This window comes from Peribacillus sp. FSL E2-0159 (assembly GCF_038643155.1).
GTDB classification, from domain to species: domain Bacteria; phylum Bacillota; class Bacilli; order Bacillales; family DSM-1321; genus Peribacillus; species Peribacillus simplex.
This window is the reverse complement of record NZ_CP152053.1, coordinates 5,355,326-5,372,196: the sequence shown is the minus strand read 5'-3', so window position 1 is coordinate 5,372,196 and position 16,871 is coordinate 5,355,326. Positions and strand designations below refer to the sequence as shown.

Below are 16,871 nucleotides of genomic sequence, written 5' to 3'. Positions count from 1 at the left end.
TATATATGAGAGGTGAAAACAATGATTAACATCAATAACATGACCTATGAAATAATCGAGGATGAAAGGGAAGGCTATAACGAAGAAGCTTTTAAAGCCAGATACAGTGAGATTTTGACGAAATATGATTATATAGTAGGGGATTGGGGTTACGGGCAATTGAGGCTGCGTGGATTTTTTGATGATTCTAATCAGAAAGCGACCTTCGATACGAAAATAAGTACGCTTAGTGAATATTTATATGAATACTGCAATTTTGGCTGTCCATATTTCGTCGTGAAGAAAATAAAGAAATAAGGCCAGAATTCACTCTGGCCTTCCATGTTAAGAGTTTCCATATCCTTCATATGGAGGCTGTTCATCTTTTTCTGAATCATCATGTGTCGGATGAGCACCAGGATAATTTCGAGGTATACCTTCATGTAACGATTTATTTTCATAATTAAAGGCACTTTGATATCGTTGCCCTTCCTGCCATGGGGTGCTTTTATTTTGAACTGGTGCATCTTTTGCTATGGATGATCCAAAAGGTCCTTCGGGAAATTCTTCAGGAATTAAATAATCCCTCTGTTTTTCTACATTGGAAAAATCGTGGTATTCTTCTTCTTTGCCCAAGGTAATCCCCCCTCATGTAATCGTACATTCAGTAGGTTCCCCTTTTAAGAAAAAAAAACTTCAGCTTTCAGACGATTTCCATTAAAAAATGACTTAGTTCTTTGGCTTCCGCTTCTGACAACTGAAAGGCATGTTCAAGATAGCCTTCTTCTTCTAAATCATCAGGTCCAATAATCGCGAAACGGTTACTCTGCATATTTAATACAAGCTTCTTCCCATAAAAACGATCGGTTGTCGTAATGGCTAAATCGAATCTTGATTCCTCTCCCATGAAACTTATGAACCGGGTTTTTGAATCGACGACGTCATTGTATAAATAAAAACGATCTTCCATAGAATCATTCCCTTCTTATCTTCACATTTGTAGTTCCATCATAACAAAGTGACTTCAATAGGGGAACAGACATTTTTCAGGGCTTACGGCTGGAGAACCTTGTCCCTCCTTAAAGGAACCGCCAGCAACCATGGTGTTCATCGTTTAAGTGAAAATGGTTAAGAATATAAACGGGAACGTGAATTAGTTTTGTTGGAGTGATTCTGGTCCTGTTAGTAATTGGATGGTATAAAGGTTGTGGTTGAAGGAATTGAGAGTAAGGGAGAAGCTATGGTATTATCAAGGAATAAGGTTGGTTCGGCACAGGGTTTTAATTATGCCGCTCATTCAACCAATGATTCCCTATATCATCTTAGATCAGAAAGGATCTGGAAAAAAATGTACTTTGTAGACCGCCAAAAGATTGAACAAATAATAGGTTTTCTTGAAAAGCAGCTTGGACTTTTCGAAGGGCATGATAATTGGGATGGAGACCTTTCGGAACTTATCGCTGAAAGGCTTATACAAACTTCCATCGATTCCGTGTTGGATGTAGGAAATGCGGTAATTGATGGTTTTATTATGCGTGATCCAGGAAGTTATGAAGATATTATCGATATCCTTCAAGATGAAAAAGTGATTTCAGAGGCAAAAGCGATACAATTCAAAAAGGTTTTGCCATTAAGGAAAATGCTGGTACAAGACTTCATTGAAGTGAATCACAAAGAACTGCATGCTGTATTTTCGGAAAATATCGAGGCATTCAAGCAATTCCCTGATTTGGTAAGGAACTATTTAACAAATGAATTGGGACCTGTATCAGCTTTTAAAAACTAGCAGCGTTAGGAAGGTGAATTCAAATGAAGTCGTATAAAGGATATTTAATTGACTTGGATGGCACCATGTATCGCGGAACTGAACAAATTGCGGAAGCGGCAGGGTTTATTAATGACCTAAGGAAAAGGGATATCCCTTATTTATTCGTCACCAATAATTCATCCCGGACTCCGGCACAGGTAGCGGATAAATTGAGAAGCATCGGCATATCGACGGAAGATGACCAGGTTTTCACGACAAGCATGGCCACTGCCAATTACATAGCAGAACAAAAGAAAGATGCATCGGTCTATGTCGTGGGTGAGGAAGGCATCATCGAGGCTCTAAAGGAAAAAGGAATGAAGCTTGTGGAAGAGCATCCAGACTTTCTGGTAATGGGCATCGACCGCGGTGTCAATTATGAAAAGTTGTCAAAAGCCTGTCTTGCTGTAAGAAATGGCGCTGTTTTCATTTCGACCAATGGTGATATTGCCATTCCTACTGAGCAAGGCCTTTTGCCTGGGAATGGTGCCTTGACCTCCGTTGTTTCCGTTTCGACGCAGGTACAGCCGATTTTCATTGGAAAACCTGAATCTGTAATAGTGGAGCAAGCACTAAGAGTATTAGGGGTACCTAAAGAAGAGACGATCATGGTTGGCGATAACTATGATACGGATATCCTTGCCGGCATTAATGCAGGGATCGATACACTGCTTGTACATACTGGCGTAACGACAAAAGAACGCTTAAAGCAATATAAGGAGCAGCCGACGTATGTGGTGGACACCCTCGACAGATGGCGCTTCGAATGAAAAAAACCAGGCCTGCGAATGCAGCCCTGGTTTTTTTATGTCATGAATATCATAAGTTTACTATTCCGCATTTTCGGTTCTATGGGCAAGCCGGCTTGAAGCGGCAGCTGCAATTGCCCCAACGATATCATCTAAAAAGGTGTTCACCTTACCTGTGCTTTTATCGTTTAAATATTTTAAGATACCCGGCTTTTGTTTATCGATGAAACCATAATTGGTAAAACCGATGGATCCATAAACATTCACAATTGAAAAAGCCAATATTTCATCGACCCCATATAGGCCTTCATCTATTTCAATGATGCTCAGAAGAGGCTCCTCGAGCAGCTTTTTCTCAGCTAGAATATCCAACTGAATGCCGGTAAGGATGGCATTTTGGACCTCGCGTTTTGAAAGGACTCGTTCGACATTGTGAAGGCAATCGGACATTTGGAGATTTTCATGGTATCCAGATTGTAGATACATAACAAGCTCAGCTATATCCTCCAATTTCACTCCTCGTTCAATTAGCCATCTTCGAGCCGTTTTTTCAGACATTGATTGTTCAATATTAGCCATGTCATCACCCATTTCTCTATATTTTAAAGTGATAGTTCTAATGCAGGTTGTTTGATTTGATTAAAATGAAAACCCATGAAGGATGTTTTGATTCGAATTTCTAATAAGGTTTCGATAATCATTCAGAAAACGGGTTATTCCACATATATATAAGTATATGATGTCCATATTTCTATTATATCCATTTGATGAAGGGGGCCATTCCATGATAGAAGAAATCATTTTTAATAATTATGGCATACAGGTGGAGCTTGAAGAGGCCAATAGCAGGTTTCCAAGCTTCCGTTCAGGGAATATGATTTACAGCATCGTTCCCATTGAAAATATGGAGCAGGAAGAATTAGTTGAACGGCATATAATGTCTCAACATCTGATTTCACAAGGGGATCGTCACGTATCCGCCTTTGTCCTTGCCAATCATGGAAGTTATGTTTCGGAAGCGGATGAACAATTATTCATCCTTCTTGCCAATCAGGCATTGGAAGGTCCGAAAAACTTCAACCCAGGAAGACGTTTGGCAAGATTTCATCAGCGTGGGAGAAATATTAATGAAACGATTCGAACATGTTCAAGGATCGGTAAATGGAAAGAACTCTGGGAACAAAGGATCGATCAGTTAGAAAAGATTTGGCGGGATAAGCTCAACTCCCATCCTGATAACCAGTTTGAAAAATTATTTATAGAAACCTTTCCCTATTATATGGTCCTAGGTGAAAATGCGATTCAATATTTAGTCGACACGGAAATTGATGATACCCCGCAAATTGTCGATAGTGGAACAGTATGTTATGAACGTTTTTTACATGATACCTGGAAAAGTAATAAGTGGATCAAAAATCCGTTCGATTGGGTATTCGACCATGGAACCAGGGATGTTGCGGAATGGGTGAGGGAACACTATTTTCAAAATGTGCATACCCATCAACGGGGCATTGGCCATTTCTTTCACGAATATCAATCCATAGAACCACTCTCCAGTTTTTCAGCGCGGTTGTTATATTCGAGGATGCTGTTTCCCATTCATTATTTTGAAACTGTGGAAGAGTATTTTTCAAAAACAACGGAATCAAGGTCGAATGAATTGGAGGATAAGATATCTTCGATCACGAAATCCTCCCCACAATATGAGTCCTTCCTCAAACATTTTTACGAATTGGCAGAGGTCCCGGCCAAACAATATGATTTGCCCAAAATTGACTGGATTTAGATAAAAACGGGAAAGAAATATGATTCATCCTTACTTACTATGTTATGATGATAACAAGATTTTTTAGAATAATTAGATATTTAATCACTACGGAAGGATGGGATCATGAAAAGATTGATGATGGCCGCCCTTTTAGCCCTTTTAATCATCCAAACGACGAATCTTGCGAAAGCTGAAACGAAAACAAGTTGCGAAGCAACTCAATTCAAGATTGTCATGAAGTCTGCTGCGGATGTGAAAGAAAAGGCGTCGGCTGCAAGCAAAACATTAAAAACTTATAAGAAAAATAAAGAATTATCGGCAAGCGAGAGAACTGGAAACTGGTATAAAGTCTGTCACTCAAAAAAGACCGCATATATCAATATGGCAGATGTAAAAGAGGTTTTCAGTACTGATGAAAAAGCTATTCTGAAGAAATTCGATAGGAGAAAAGGCGTTAATCAAGTTGTATCGGTGACAGGTAAATCGATGAGTGATACGAAGGTAACGATCCAAACTTTTGAGAAGAAACAAGGGGAATGGCGCCGGGCATTGAAGAAGATGGAGGGTGTCATTGGAAAGAACGGTTTCACGAAGAGCAAAAAAGAGGGTGATGGGAAATCACCGGTTGGAATTTATTCATTTGGTACGGCCTTTGGAAGCGAAACGAAGCCGGCCGGACTGAAAATGAGTTATAAGAAAACGACCAAATATGACTACTGGATTGATGATCAGACATCCAAGGATTATAACAAGTGGAAAACCTATAAAGGAAATCCTGCAGTTAAATGGAAGTCTTTTGAAAGGATGAATCATGAACTCTATAGGTATGGCGCGGTCATCAATTATAATACGAATCCCATCATAAAAGGAAAAGGCAGTGCAATCTTTCTTCATATATGGAGAGGGGCTACAAAGCCGACGGCGGGATGTACAGCCACAGCCGAAAAGAATGTCCTCAGTTTACTGAAATGGATGGATCCCGTGCAAAAGCCACATATTGTAATGGGTACAAATGATTCATTGAAGAGCGTTAATTAATGATCATCAAAATGGTTTCCCATAAAAAAAATTAGCTTTACCCGTTCTTACTCGTTCAAGGGATGGACGAAAAAAGTTCGTGCATCCATCTTTTCTAACTATTGATAATTATATGAATTAAACTTATAATGTCTACTATACAAATACAAATGTTTTCTTCAGACAAACAGTTTTTAAGGGGGAACCAAAATATGAAAGCCATCTCGATCGGTTTATTGGGGTTAGGTACAGTCGGATCAGGAGTCGTACAAATCATTGAAAGTCATCAGGACAAGCTCATGCATCAAGTGGGCTGTTCCATATCCATTAAGAAGATACTAGTCAAAGACACGACGAAGGAGCGGCTTGTCGAGATCGATAAAGGAATGTTAACTGACAATCCTGAGGATATCCTTTCGAATCCCGAGATTGATGTTGTAATAGAAGTGATGGGTGGAATCGAAGAAACACGCGGTTATCTGATAGAAGCGATAAAAAATAAAAAGCATATCGTTACGGCCAATAAAGACCTAATGGCTTTATATGGACCGGAACTGCTGGAATTGGCCACCGAGAATCAATGTGATCTGTTCTATGAAGCAAGTGTTGCAGGGGGAATTCCGATTTTACGCGGTCTTGTCGATGGATTATCCTCTGACCGGATCACGAAAATGATGGGAATCGTCAATGGAACGACAAACTTCATTTTAACGAAAATGAGCAAAGAAGGCAGAGCCTATGATGACGTATTGAAGGAAGCCCAGGAGCTGGGATTTGCTGAAGCCGATCCGACAGCCGATGTAGGCGGATTGGATGCGGCCCGTAAAATGGCGATCCTATCAACACTCGGGTTCTCAATGAACATTGGCTTGAATGATGTTGAGGTACAGGGCATTACCGAGATATCCGAAGAGGATTTGAAATATAGTAAGAAGCTTGGTTATACAATGAAATTGATAGGCGTCGCATCCAGGGCAGGGGATAGGGTCGAAGTAAGTGTCCAGCCTGCACTTCTTCCGGAAGCACATCCGTTAGCATCGGTAAATAATGAGTATAATGCTGTATACGTTTATGGGGAAGCTGTAGGGGAAACGATGTTTTACGGACCGGGGGCTGGCAGTCTTCCTACTGCGACTGCAGTCGTTTCGGATATGGTGACGGTCATCAAAAATATGAGGCTGGGCGTAAATGGCCGCAGTGCCGTTTCACCTCAGTACCCGAAACAATTAAAAGATGGCACTGAGATTTTCGCTAAGTTCTTCATTCGATTACATGTTCAAGATGAAGTTGGCGTTTTAGCCAAAATCACGAATTTATTTGCCGAGCATGGGGTAGGATTCGATAAAATCCTTCAATTACCTCTTGATGAAAAGGAATCTTCCGAAATCGTATTAGTTACGCATACTGCCACAAAGGCTGCATTTGAGCAAATAATACAGAAATTACATGATTACAATATGGTAAGAGAAGTGAAAAGCACATACAGAGTTGAAGGAGAGGACATCAAATGAGCTGGCAAGGACTTATAAGCACGTATAAAGATTTTTTACCCGTTAATGAAAACACACCTGCACTAACCCTTTTGGAGGGTAATACACCTTTAATCAGACTGAATCGATTATCTGAAGAGTGGGGAATCGACTTACATGTAAAATATGAAGGCGCAAATCCGACTGGGTCGTTTAAAGACCGCGGAATGGTCATGGCCGTCGCCAAAGCGATAGAAGAGGGCAGCGACACGATCATCTGTGCTTCCACCGGAAATACATCAGCAGCTGCAGCCGCTTATGCGGCCCGTGCCAACCTGCGCTGTATCGTTGTCATCCCGGAAGGTAAAATAGCCATGGGCAAGCTTGCCCAAGCTGTTATGTATGGAGCGGAAATCATCTCGATCGAAGGAAACTTCGACCAGGCTTTAACAATCGTCCGTTCACTTAGTGAGAGCTCACCGATAACCCTTGTGAATTCGGTCAACCCATACCGGATTGAAGGGCAGAAGACAGCGGCTTTCGAAATTTGTGATGCCCTCGGCTCCGCACCGGATATTTTGGCGCTTCCAGTCGGGAATGCTGGTAACATAACTGCTTACTGGAAAGGGTTTAAAGAATATAACGAATCGAAACAAACGGGCCTTCCTGAAATGAGAGGGTTTGAAGCTGAAGGTGCGGCTGCAATTGTCCGGGACAGCATTATTGAAAATCCAGAAACGATTGCAACAGCCATCCGGATTGGAAACCCTGCAAGTTGGAACTTTGCTGTGGAAGCAGCAAATGAATCCAAAGGCAAAATTGATGAGGTGACAGACGAAGAAATTCTGGAAGCTTATCATTTCCTAGCTAAAAAAGAAGGTGTATTTGCAGAGCCGGCATCATGTGCTTCCATTGCAGGCATCTATAAACAATTAAAAAGCGGTGAAATCAAAAAAGGAAGTAAGATTGTTGCTGTATTGACTGGAAATGGATTGAAAGATCCGAATGTGGCAGTCGATACAAGCACGATTCAACCGACATTGCTGCCAATGGATGAAGAGGTCATTTTAGAACATCTGCAGGGTGTGAAACAGGCATGAGTGCGGAATCAGAGATGTTCTTGATCCGTGTACCAGCAAGTACGGCCAACTTAGGACCAGGATTCGATTCCATCGGCTTGGCACTAGGACTTTACTTGGAAATACACGGATCTTCATCAGATCATTGGGAAGTCGTTCCACTTTCAGAGGAAATGTCTGTATTTCCAAGGGATGATCAAAATTATATCGTCCAAATTGCCAAGGAAACGGCGGCATCCTATGGAAAGGAACTTTCCCCATGCCGGCTTTTCGTCTCTAGCGAAATTCCACTGGCGCGGGGTCTTGGAAGCAGTGCCTCGGCCATTGTGGCGGGGATTGAATTGGCGAACATCGTTGGTGAACTTCATTTATCCGATGAGGAAAAGAATAGGCATGCTTCCCTCTTTGAAGGGCATCCGGATAATGCGGGGGCATCTGTGTATGGCGGATTGGTTGTGGGCCTTCATACGGAGGAAAGAACGGATGTCGTGTCGTTTCCGATCGAGGGAGTTAAGGTGATTGCTGTCATTCCCGATTTTGAATTGCTTACGGAGGATTCAAGAAATGTCCTTCCGAATTCGCTTTCCTATAAAGATGCTATAAGCGGAAGTGCAGCCGCAAATGTTTTGCTGGCAGGAGTTCTATCTAAAGATTGGAAGCTTGTTGGTGAAATGATGCAAAGTGATCGTTTCCATCAACCATATAGAGCGGAGTTGGTCCCTCATTTAGCGCTTATTGAAGAAGTTGTCCTCAATGAAGGCGGATTTGGTGCAGCTCTAAGCGGAGCAGGTCCAACTGTTTTATGCTTGGCATCCGCAGAAGAAAGCGAAAGTTTGCTCACTGGATTGAAGGGAAAATTTCCGGAATATCTTGTGAAAGAATTGGAAATTGATAATGATGGCAGTTATACGGCAATCCTTTCAGAACAGGAAAAAAAGGAATTGAAATTTTTGAAATCGTGAGCCGTGCTTCATTTACTGTTTATATAAAAAAGCTGACTCGCGTCAAGCCGTATCAATTCATTTGATAGGGCAAAAGCCGAGTCAGCTTTATTTTTATTACAGTCCAGGAAAAGTTCCGGACTGCATGAAAAAGGTTGAACGTGTATAGATGAAGTGTGATCCTTCATCCATACGCTGCATGTTATTTAAAGGGCTATTAGAAAACTTGTTCAACTTCCACTACACCAGGAACTTCTTCAAGAAGGGCACGCTCAATCCCAGCTTTTAGCGTAATGGTCGAACTAGGACAGCTTCCGCAGGCTCCTAGTAATCGTAATTTTACAATTCCATCTTCTACGTCAACTAGTTCACAGTCACCGCCATCACGAAGAAGAAACGGACGAAGTTTATCTAGGACTTCTTGAACTTGAACTTCCATTGTTTGTTCAGACATTGCAATCGACTCCTTTCCTAATCATATTATAAAGCGAAGGTAGTAAAAAATCCAACTGTAACTTGCGGAAATATAATCTATATTATTCTGGTATGATGGAAACAGGTGAAGTTTTTAAATATTATTCAAAATGAAGGAGGAAGAGTATGGTAATGAAAGAAATTGAGATAGAAGTGTATGGAGCGGAGCAAATTTGCGCGAGTTGTGTGAATCTCCCTTCTTCGAAAGATACCTGTGAGTGGCTTGAAGCCGCTTTAATGAGAAAGTTTCCTGAGCAGAAATTCAAAATATTGTACATAGATATGTATAATCCCCCAGAAACGCTGAAGCAAAAGAACTTTGCCGCGAAGATGATCGAAGAAGATTTATTTTATCCACTGGTCCTCATCGAAGGTGAAATCATTGCAGAAGGAAATGTGCGTCTCAAAAAAGTGGTGGAAACGATGGAAAAATACGGATATACGATGCAATCGTGATATATAATGGAAGAAATAAGAAAAACTGACCCATGAATGAGCTGCATGCAGCTCATTGGGCCAGTTTATGAAAATGTACCATGGATGGGTTGGAATCAACCGTTATGGTATTTATACATCCAGAGAATGCCTGATTTCATCAAGCGTGCCACTCTACCGGTGATTGGGCGATTTGCAACAAGACCAAAACCTTGTTTCTTCCCAAGGGAACCTAATGTTCCTTTTAATTTCATTGTAGGGAAGCTTTCCGGAAGTGGTTCATTTGCCCATTTCTTCACAAGAACTTGGACGATTTGTTCAGCTTGGGACTCCGCTAATTGAGCACTAGGTGCATGAGGCAGGCTCGCACAGTCGCCGACCACAAAGATGCTGTCATCATTAGGAAGGAAATGCTGAGGAGTCAGAACAGCTCTTCCTTGACGGTCTTTTTCAATATCCATATCGCGGATGATCTTACTTGGCTGAATCCCAGCTGTCCAAACGATGACGTCGCTTTGAACGGCTTCGTCGCCATTATAAAGAAGGTTTGGTTCAACTTTCGTTATATTTGAATGATGGACGATTTCGATTGTATGTTTATCGAACCATGATTCAACAAAGGTACTTAATCTTTCTGGGAAAGCAGATAGAATATGCGGTCCACGGTCGAATAGCTTAACGTTTAAATCTGAGCGGCTTTCAATCAATTCACTTGCAAGCTCAACCCCACTTAGTCCGCCGCCAACGATAGAAACGGTTGCACCGGCACCTAAATTATTCAAAGCTGAATATGTGCGGCGTGATTTATCGATAGTTTGGATACTGTAAGTGTGTGTGTCTGCACCAGGGATTTCGTGGTATTTATCTTCGCAGCCAAGGCCAATGACTAAATCATCATAAACGACGGGATCTTGATTTTCTATAATGACTTGTTTATTTTCCATATCGATGGAAAGTACTTCTCCGTATACGTTCTTCAAGCGAGGGTGTTCAGGAAATGCAACACGGATGTGCTGATCTGGAATGGTACCAGCTGCTAAAGCATAATATTCCGTTTTTAAGCAGTGATAAGGATTACGGTCGATAAGCGTGATGCTCACATTTTCAGGAAGCTGATTAGGCAGCAATCTTTGCAACATGCGCATACCACCATACCCGCCACCAAGTATGACTAGATTCTTCATATGATTTTTCCCCTTTATTTGATCTCTTGAAATAATTTGACTAGCATTTAACTATAGGATTCCCCCAAATGGTCCCCTTTAAAGTTTAATTAAATATATATACCCCAATTAGTAGTAAGAATAAAAAATTAGATCAGTTTCTTTCTTTTACGTACCCCGACAAAAGTATAACGAATATAAAAGGAAATCACAACCGATATCTTGAAATCGGTTGATTTTTTATGCGTAAATATTGACTGCAAATGGGAAAAGTAATAAGATGGTTTGTTAGTAACTGTGAGGTGAAACGATGTACCCGATTATTGAATTTTGTGTAAGCAATCTGGCCAGCGGCGCTCAGGAGGCTCTGGAAAGATTGGAGCGGGATCCGAATTTAGATATTATAGAATATGGTTGTCTGGGATATTGCGGTAGATGCTCCAGTAACTTATATGCGCTTGTAAACGGTGAAGTGGTTTTCGGTGACACTACGGATGAATTGGTAGATAAAATATATAAGTACATTGATGAATTTGAAATGTTTTAATCATCAACGGCGAATAAAAAGCTGTTCCTGAAAGGAACAGCCCTTTTTTTATCAGTGCAGCAATGGGTGGGATGTTTCATTAAAAGGCATTCCATGCTTTTGTCATATAGAGGATGTATACCTTCGATGGAGATTACCCCCTTATTGTAATTCAGGATTAAGTCCAATGGATTAGTTCGTTATACATATATCTCTTATAAACTAATTTTTGTTGGTAAAATAAGTACGGGAATATGAATTTTTTCAAGCTGAAAAATTGAGCGCGGGATTTTCTTTGGTATATACTATAAAGAGAAATAGTTCTATCTCACATATCAGAAGAGGGAGGGATTTATTGTGAGTGAAGTTGTTCAAATAACGGAAGCTGCCGCTTTTCAGATAAAAGAAATGATGAAACAAAATGGTGAAGAGGGTTCCTTTTTAAGAGTGGCCGTTAAAGGCGGAGGCTGCAGTGGATTATCCTACGGAATGGGCTTTGAACAAGAGCCCGGAGAAAAAGATAGCCAGCTGGAACAGTTTGAAATTAAGATCCTTGTTGATAGCGAGGATGCAGATATATTGAATGGAACGGTAATTGATTATAAACAAACGATGATGGGTGGAGGCTTTACGATCGAAAACCCAAATGCCATCGCTTCATGCGGTTGCGGGTCTTCCTTCAAAACGGCAAAAAACGCCGGTACACCGGAGAACTGCTAAGAAACTCTAATACTTTAGAAATGGGGGCACTTTAACAAGTGCTCCCCTTTTTCATGATTATGTGCTGCCTTAAATATTGTTTAGGGCCTCCTTGATTGGGAGGGTGCCGCTGAAAATCTCGAATGTTTTATTGAATGTTATATCCTCTGTGACTGATCGGGCAATAACGGCGGCGACATCTGCTCTTGGAATGGACTTGTTAATATGATCCACTTTCTCATCCGCAAAGATTTTTCCGATGCCTTGTTCATTTGTTAAAGCAACCGGCCGGACAATCGTGTATGTCAGCCCGCTTGCTTTTAAATGTTCATCGGCATCATGCTTTGCTTCGAGATAATGGCGCATTCCCTCTTGGGCTTGTTCCGGATTGTCAGTACCGACAGAGCTTAACATGACAAAACGTTCGATTCCCTTCTTCTTGGCGGCATCAATCAGCCTAATGGCTCCATTCTTATCCACAGCTGTCGTTTTATCCGGCCCTGTTTTTGGTCCAGATCCGGCGGCAAAAATGATAGCTTCCATGTTATCCACTGCTTTATCCACATTTCCCTCTAAATCTGAAAGGATTGGATGCCCGCCGAGTTCTTTTATCGTTTGAGCCTGTTCTTCTTTTCTGATCATTCCGTATACATTCATTTGCGGATTTTTTGATAATTCCCCAATGATCTGCCTTCCAGTCGTTCCATTGGCTCCTGCAATTAAAATATTCATATAGGTGCATTCCCCTTTCATGGCTTGTCCTACTCTTTACCCTTAGAATGACAGGGGTAAGCACTGTGGATAACTCATGAAAAAAAGTTATCCACAACAGGGAATTGGGGACAACAAAAAACCCGGCTATGAAAGCCGGGTTTTTGCGTGATTTCAAAACATGGAAGAACTGTGCATCGGCTGAACTTTTGCTTTTGGGTCAATATATTGCTTGGCGTGATTAACGGCAGTGGGTGCCTCACCAAAACCACTTGCAATTAATTTTACTTTGCCATCATATGTTGCAATATCACCTGCTGCATAAATTCCTGGGATATTCGTTTCCATTCTGGAATTCACCAAAATACTGTTCTTCTGGATATCAAGTCCCCATTCCTTAATGGGACCAAGAGAAGAAACGAAGCCGTAATTGACGATGACTGCATCTACCTCCATCGTCTCTGTATCTTCACCATTTGTATCCTTGATGACAATTGTATGGATCCGTCCGTCTGTACCAATCAACTCTGAAGGTATGTAAGGAGTCTTTATTTCAACTTTTGAATTTTTAAGCGTTTCTACACTATGTTCGTGGGCACGGAATTTATCTCTTCTATGAATGATGCTCACTTTCTCGGCGATCGGCTCCAGCATTAGGGCCCAGTCCACTGCTGAATCCCCACCTCCGAAGACCACCACTTTTTTGCCGGCAAAATGATTGAGGTCGTCGATGAAATAGTGAAGGTTGCTGCTTTCATATTTTTTTGCATCTTCAATTTCGATGCGGCGGGGTTGGAAAGCCCCATTTCCAGCTGTGATGATAATCGTTTTGGAGTAATGAATTTCTTTATCAGTCGTTAACTTGAAAACTCCATCGGCTTGCTTTTCCACTTCTTGAACGGCTTGCTCAAGGACAACATCCTGTTCGAACTTTGCCATTTGTTCTTTCAAATTATTCACTAGCTCCTGAGCGCGCACTTTGGGGAAACCAGCGATATCATAGATGTATTTCTCAGGATAAAGGGCCGACAATTGTCCGCCTAATTGTGGTAGGCTCTCGATGATTTTTACGGATGCCTGTCTCATTCCCCCATAAAATGCAGTGAATAATCCAACTGGGCCTCCGCCAATGATGGTAATATCATAAACTTTTTCATTAACTTCCAACGTTATCCCTCCGATATAGGTTTGCTGAAATTTATTCTCTTATTTTAACATAGATGGTCTTTTAAAAAACGGAGAAAGTTAGAAAAGTGTGAAAGTTTTGATTATATATAGGCAGTGCCATGATGAATGTTCTTTATCCTCTTTCATAATTGGGTAAAATTACTCTTTACCAATGTTAAGCATATCGTATAAATATGGTTTGGAACTGGGTGAAAAGTAACGTATTTCGGCTTTGTTTTAACCCGAAAAAGTTCGGTTTGTTACTTGAAAAAGGTATGGAAAAAGACTAATATTTACTTAGACATCATTTGGTAAAATTTTTATGAATTTTATATGACAATTACGAAGTGTTACGTGAAAAACGTCACAAATGTATAAGAGTGCTTTTTATAATGGAAATTAATAAGATAGACAATATATTTTAGTTATGGAAAGCATCACAAGAAAATATCGTAAAGGTGGACGAATACTTTTGAAAAAGCCAACAATCGTTGTTTTAGGAGCAGGTTATGGTGGATTGATGACTGTTACTCGCTTACAGAAGGCATTAGGTCAAAATGAAGCAGAAATCGTATTAGTTAACAAAAATGATTACCACTATGAAACAACATGGCTGCATGAAGCATCCGCTGGAACGCTTCATCATGATCGTGTGCGCTATCCAATCAAAAGTGTCATTAACAGCAAAGTTAAGTTCATCCAGGATTCTGTTTTGGAAGTGAAAACAGAGAACAAAAAAGTCATCCTTGAAAACGGCGAAATTTCTTATGATTTCTTAGTGATTGGACTTGGACCTGAATCGGAAACATTCGGAATCCAAGGGCTGAAAGAATATGCTTTCTCTATCTCTAACGTGAACACTGCGCGTAAAATCCGTGACCATATCCAATTGCAATTCGCTACGTACAGTACTGAGGTCGAGAAGAATGAAGACCGCTTGACGATCGTTGTTGGAGGAGCAGGATTTACGGGTATCGAATTCCTTGGCGAATTGGCTAACCGTGTCCCTGAACTTTGTAAAGAATACGACATCGATTTCCAAAAGGTTCGTATGTACTGTGTGGAGGCAGCACCAGCCGTCCTCCCTGGCTTCGATCCGGAATTGGTGGATTATGCAGTATCTTACCTTGAGAAAAAAGGTGTGGAATTCAAAATCGGTACACCGATCAAGGGGGCGACTCCTGAAGGCATCATCGTGGCAAAAGGCGAAGATGAAGTGGAAGAAATCAAAGCGGGCACTGTTGTATGGGCAGCTGGCGTACGTGGTAACTCCGTGATAGAGGCTTCCGGTTTTGAAGCTATGCGCGGACGTATAAAAGTGAACCTAGACATGCGGGCACCGGGTCATGACGATATTTTCATCGTAGGGGATTGCGCTTTGATCATCAACGAGGAAATTAATCGTCCATATCCACCTACTGCACAAATCGCGATGCAGCAAGGAGAGGTCATTGCGAAGAACCTGACTAAATTGGTTCGTAACGAAAGCGACCTTGAAACGTTCACTTTCGAAAACAAAGGAACGGTATGTTCACTTGGTGAAGATAACGCGATTGGAGTTGTATTCGGCAAGAAAGTTACAGGTAAGACTGCATCATTCATGAAGAAAATGGTTGATAACAGAGCATTGTTAATGATTGGCGGAGCTTCCCTGGTTGCTAAAAAAGGTAAATTCAACGTCCTTTAATTTTTTCGATAGATCAATAATGGCCATTTGGGGATTGTCCCTGAATGGCTTTTTCATGGGCATCTCATCCATCAATGATTGTGTCATATAGGAGTATGCACTTTTCTTATGTGGAATATAATGGGGAGGACGAGCTTAATCAAGAAAGTTATCTTTGGCATCATCTTATGTTTTTCTGCTGGTTGGAGTTTACATTAATTATAATGAATGCGGGGAAGTGGGTTTTGTGGAACGATGCAAAAATGTTTGGCTGGCAGTGTCCGGCCTTGTGATATCTGATAAAGGTGAGTGGCTGGTCGTGAACAAAAGGTATGGCGGATTGAAGGGGCAATGGTCGCTTCCGGCAGGTTTTGTCAATAATGATGAAACCGTCGATGAAGCTGTCGTAAGGGAAGTGTTGGAGGAGACGGGTATTCATACAGAAATCGAAGGCATTGTAGGAGTGAGAAGCGGAGTAATCAAAGGGGATATAAGTGATAATATGTTGATATTTTTACTTAAACCGATCAGTTTTGAAGTGACCGCTCAATTGGATGAATTATATGAAGCTAAATTTTATGACCCTGATTTACTCATGCAAGAGGGGAAGCAATCATTACTATTGGAACAGCTTTTAGCTTTTAAAAAGGAAAGAATGCAGACGATGCTTGACGGATTGAACCCGGGAGATCAATTTGGATATACATCATATAAATTATTCATGTGATTTGGGTAATTATCTTTTCTTCGGTATTATTTGGAATAAGTCGTTGACGCAGCAATTATTTTTTCAGTAAACTAAAGGTGTCGCTTTTAAGGAGGGTCAAGAATAACATGCCATTGCCTGTTTTAATTATCTCAATACTCTTATTTTTCATATTGTTTTTCGGAATTGGCTTTTTGCTGAATATGCTCTTTCGTTCTTCGTGGATCATGGTCATCTTATTTCCAATCGTCTTCATCATCATTGTCAATGAAACAAAGCTCATAGAATATTTTAGAAATCCGGGAATCTCTTTTTCTAATCTTGGAACGAACCTTACATCCTTGCATACGGCAGACATCATTATTTTATCAAGCGGACTGCTTGGCGCGGTTTTAGCTGGTGTGGTCATCAGGACTCTAAGGAATAAGGGATATCAAATGTTTTGAAAATGGGGGCCGCCATTTATGGACGGTCCTTTTTTTGTAAGAAAAATTGGATCTTTTCATGCTTTATGA

21 protein-coding genes are annotated in these 16,871 nt (G+C 40.9%); 14 read left to right on the top strand and 7 right to left on the bottom strand.

Features of this window, described 5'->3' with window-relative positions; genetic code table 11:
• Positions 1 to 21 precede the first annotated feature (21 nt).
• A complete protein-coding gene (locus NYE63_RS26350; protein ID WP_034310177.1) occupies positions 22 to 297 on the top strand; it encodes a YutD family protein in 276 nt (91 codons plus the stop codon).
• A gap of 27 nt (positions 298 to 324) precedes the next feature.
• Here the strand turns inward: NYE63_RS26350 and NYE63_RS26345 are convergent, their stop codons facing one another.
• Positions 325 to 615, bottom strand: a complete 291-nt coding sequence (locus NYE63_RS26345) for a cytosolic protein (RefSeq protein ID WP_342603381.1) — start codon at positions 613 to 615, stop codon at positions 325 to 327.
• A gap of 67 nt (positions 616 to 682) precedes the next feature.
• Entirely contained in the window at positions 683 to 949 is a 267-nt protein-coding gene (locus tag NYE63_RS26340; protein WP_342603380.1) for a DUF3055 domain-containing protein, read from the bottom strand.
• Between the two features lie 237 nt (positions 950 to 1,186).
• Here NYE63_RS26340 and NYE63_RS26335 point away from each other — a divergent pair, with 237 nt between their 5' ends.
• Positions 1,187 to 1,765, top strand: coding sequence for a DUF86 domain-containing protein (locus NYE63_RS26335; protein WP_342603379.1), 579 nt, complete (start codon positions 1,187 to 1,189; stop codon positions 1,763 to 1,765).
• Between the two features lie 23 nt (positions 1,766 to 1,788).
• A complete protein-coding gene (locus NYE63_RS26330; protein WP_342603378.1) occupies positions 1,789 to 2,556 on the top strand; it encodes a TIGR01457 family HAD-type hydrolase in 768 nt (255 codons plus the stop codon).
• 60 nt (positions 2,557 to 2,616) lie between these two features.
• Here the strand turns inward: NYE63_RS26330 and NYE63_RS26325 are convergent, their stop codons facing one another.
• Positions 2,617 to 3,114: a phosphatidylglycerophosphatase A gene (locus NYE63_RS26325; protein WP_063234039.1), complete on the bottom strand. Its 498-nt coding sequence runs from the start codon at positions 3,112 to 3,114 to the stop codon at positions 2,617 to 2,619.
• A gap of 205 nt (positions 3,115 to 3,319) precedes the next feature.
• Between NYE63_RS26325 and yutH the strand changes: the two genes are divergently transcribed.
• The 5 genes from yutH to thrB all read left to right on the top strand — a co-directional run bounded on the left by yutH (position 3,320) and on the right by thrB (position 8,830).
• Positions 3,320 to 4,321 (top strand): spore coat putative kinase YutH, encoded by a 1,002-nt coding sequence (yutH, locus tag NYE63_RS26320; protein ID WP_342603377.1) that lies wholly within the window; start codon positions 3,320 to 3,322, stop codon positions 4,319 to 4,321.
• A gap of 105 nt (positions 4,322 to 4,426) precedes the next feature.
• Positions 4,427 to 5,341, top strand: a complete 915-nt coding sequence (locus NYE63_RS26315; protein ID WP_342603376.1) for a L,D-transpeptidase family protein — start codon at positions 4,427 to 4,429, stop codon at positions 5,339 to 5,341.
• A gap of 191 nt (positions 5,342 to 5,532) precedes the next feature.
• Complete coding sequence (locus NYE63_RS26310) at positions 5,533 to 6,831, top strand: homoserine dehydrogenase (RefSeq protein WP_342603375.1); 1,299 nt, start codon at positions 5,533 to 5,535, stop codon at positions 6,829 to 6,831.
• Positions 6,828 to 7,889 carry a threonine synthase gene (gene thrC, locus NYE63_RS26305; protein WP_063234042.1) on the top strand — a complete coding sequence of 354 codons (1,062 nt, stop codon included), beginning with the start codon at positions 6,828 to 6,830 and terminating at the stop codon, positions 7,887 to 7,889. The genes NYE63_RS26310 and thrC overlap by 4 nt, the downstream gene beginning before the upstream one ends.
• Positions 7,886 to 8,830 carry a homoserine kinase gene (thrB, locus tag NYE63_RS26300; protein WP_342603374.1) on the top strand — a complete coding sequence of 315 codons (945 nt, stop codon included), beginning with the start codon at positions 7,886 to 7,888 and terminating at the stop codon, positions 8,828 to 8,830. The genes thrC and thrB overlap by 4 nt, the downstream gene beginning before the upstream one ends.
• Positions 8,831 to 9,026: 196 nt before the next feature.
• Here thrB and NYE63_RS26295 read toward each other — a convergent pair whose 3' ends face one another.
• Positions 9,027 to 9,263 (bottom strand): NifU family protein, encoded by a 237-nt coding sequence (locus NYE63_RS26295; RefSeq protein WP_034310199.1) that lies wholly within the window; start codon positions 9,261 to 9,263, stop codon positions 9,027 to 9,029.
• Between the two features lie 146 nt (positions 9,264 to 9,409).
• Here NYE63_RS26295 and NYE63_RS26290 point away from each other — a divergent pair, with 146 nt between their 5' ends.
• Positions 9,410 to 9,739: a YuzD family protein gene (locus NYE63_RS26290; protein ID WP_342603373.1), complete on the top strand. Its 330-nt coding sequence runs from the start codon at positions 9,410 to 9,412 to the stop codon at positions 9,737 to 9,739.
• A 95-nt stretch (positions 9,740 to 9,834) separates the two neighbouring features.
• Here NYE63_RS26290 and NYE63_RS26285 read toward each other — a convergent pair whose 3' ends face one another.
• Positions 9,835 to 10,902: an NAD(P)/FAD-dependent oxidoreductase gene (locus tag NYE63_RS26285; RefSeq protein WP_342603372.1), complete on the bottom strand. Its 1,068-nt coding sequence runs from the start codon at positions 10,900 to 10,902 to the stop codon at positions 9,835 to 9,837.
• Positions 10,903 to 11,191: 289 nt separating this feature from the next.
• Between NYE63_RS26285 and NYE63_RS26280 the strand changes: the two genes are divergently transcribed.
• Positions 11,192 to 11,428 carry a YuzB family protein gene (locus NYE63_RS26280; protein WP_063234046.1) on the top strand — a complete coding sequence of 79 codons (237 nt, stop codon included), beginning with the start codon at positions 11,192 to 11,194 and terminating at the stop codon, positions 11,426 to 11,428.
• A gap of 336 nt (positions 11,429 to 11,764) precedes the next feature.
• On the top strand, positions 11,765 to 12,127 hold the full coding sequence (locus NYE63_RS26275) for an iron-sulfur cluster assembly accessory protein (protein WP_342603371.1): 363 nt from the start codon (positions 11,765 to 11,767) through the stop codon (positions 12,125 to 12,127).
• 69 nt (positions 12,128 to 12,196) lie between these two features.
• Here NYE63_RS26275 and NYE63_RS26270 read toward each other — a convergent pair whose 3' ends face one another.
• Complete coding sequence (locus NYE63_RS26270) at positions 12,197 to 12,838, bottom strand: SDR family oxidoreductase (RefSeq protein ID WP_342603370.1); 642 nt, start codon at positions 12,836 to 12,838, stop codon at positions 12,197 to 12,199.
• Positions 12,839 to 12,991: 153 nt separating this feature from the next.
• Positions 12,992 to 13,984, bottom strand: coding sequence for an NAD(P)/FAD-dependent oxidoreductase (locus NYE63_RS26265; RefSeq protein ID WP_342603369.1), 993 nt, complete (start codon positions 13,982 to 13,984; stop codon positions 12,992 to 12,994).
• Between the two features lie 472 nt (positions 13,985 to 14,456).
• On the opposite strand from NYE63_RS26265, the gene NYE63_RS26260 reads away from it, so the two are divergent.
• The 3 genes from NYE63_RS26260 to NYE63_RS26250 all read left to right on the top strand — a co-directional run bounded on the left by NYE63_RS26260 (position 14,457) and on the right by NYE63_RS26250 (position 16,802).
• Positions 14,457 to 15,671 (top strand): NAD(P)/FAD-dependent oxidoreductase, encoded by a 1,215-nt coding sequence (locus NYE63_RS26260; RefSeq protein WP_342603368.1) that lies wholly within the window; start codon positions 14,457 to 14,459, stop codon positions 15,669 to 15,671.
• Positions 15,672 to 15,897: 226 nt separating this feature from the next.
• Positions 15,898 to 16,377, top strand: a complete 480-nt coding sequence (locus tag NYE63_RS26255) for an NUDIX domain-containing protein (protein WP_342603367.1) — start codon at positions 15,898 to 15,900, stop codon at positions 16,375 to 16,377.
• A 107-nt stretch (positions 16,378 to 16,484) separates the two neighbouring features.
• Entirely contained in the window at positions 16,485 to 16,802 is a 318-nt protein-coding gene (locus NYE63_RS26250) for a YuiB family protein (RefSeq protein ID WP_342603366.1), read from the top strand.
• Positions 16,803 to 16,871 lie beyond the last annotated feature (69 nt).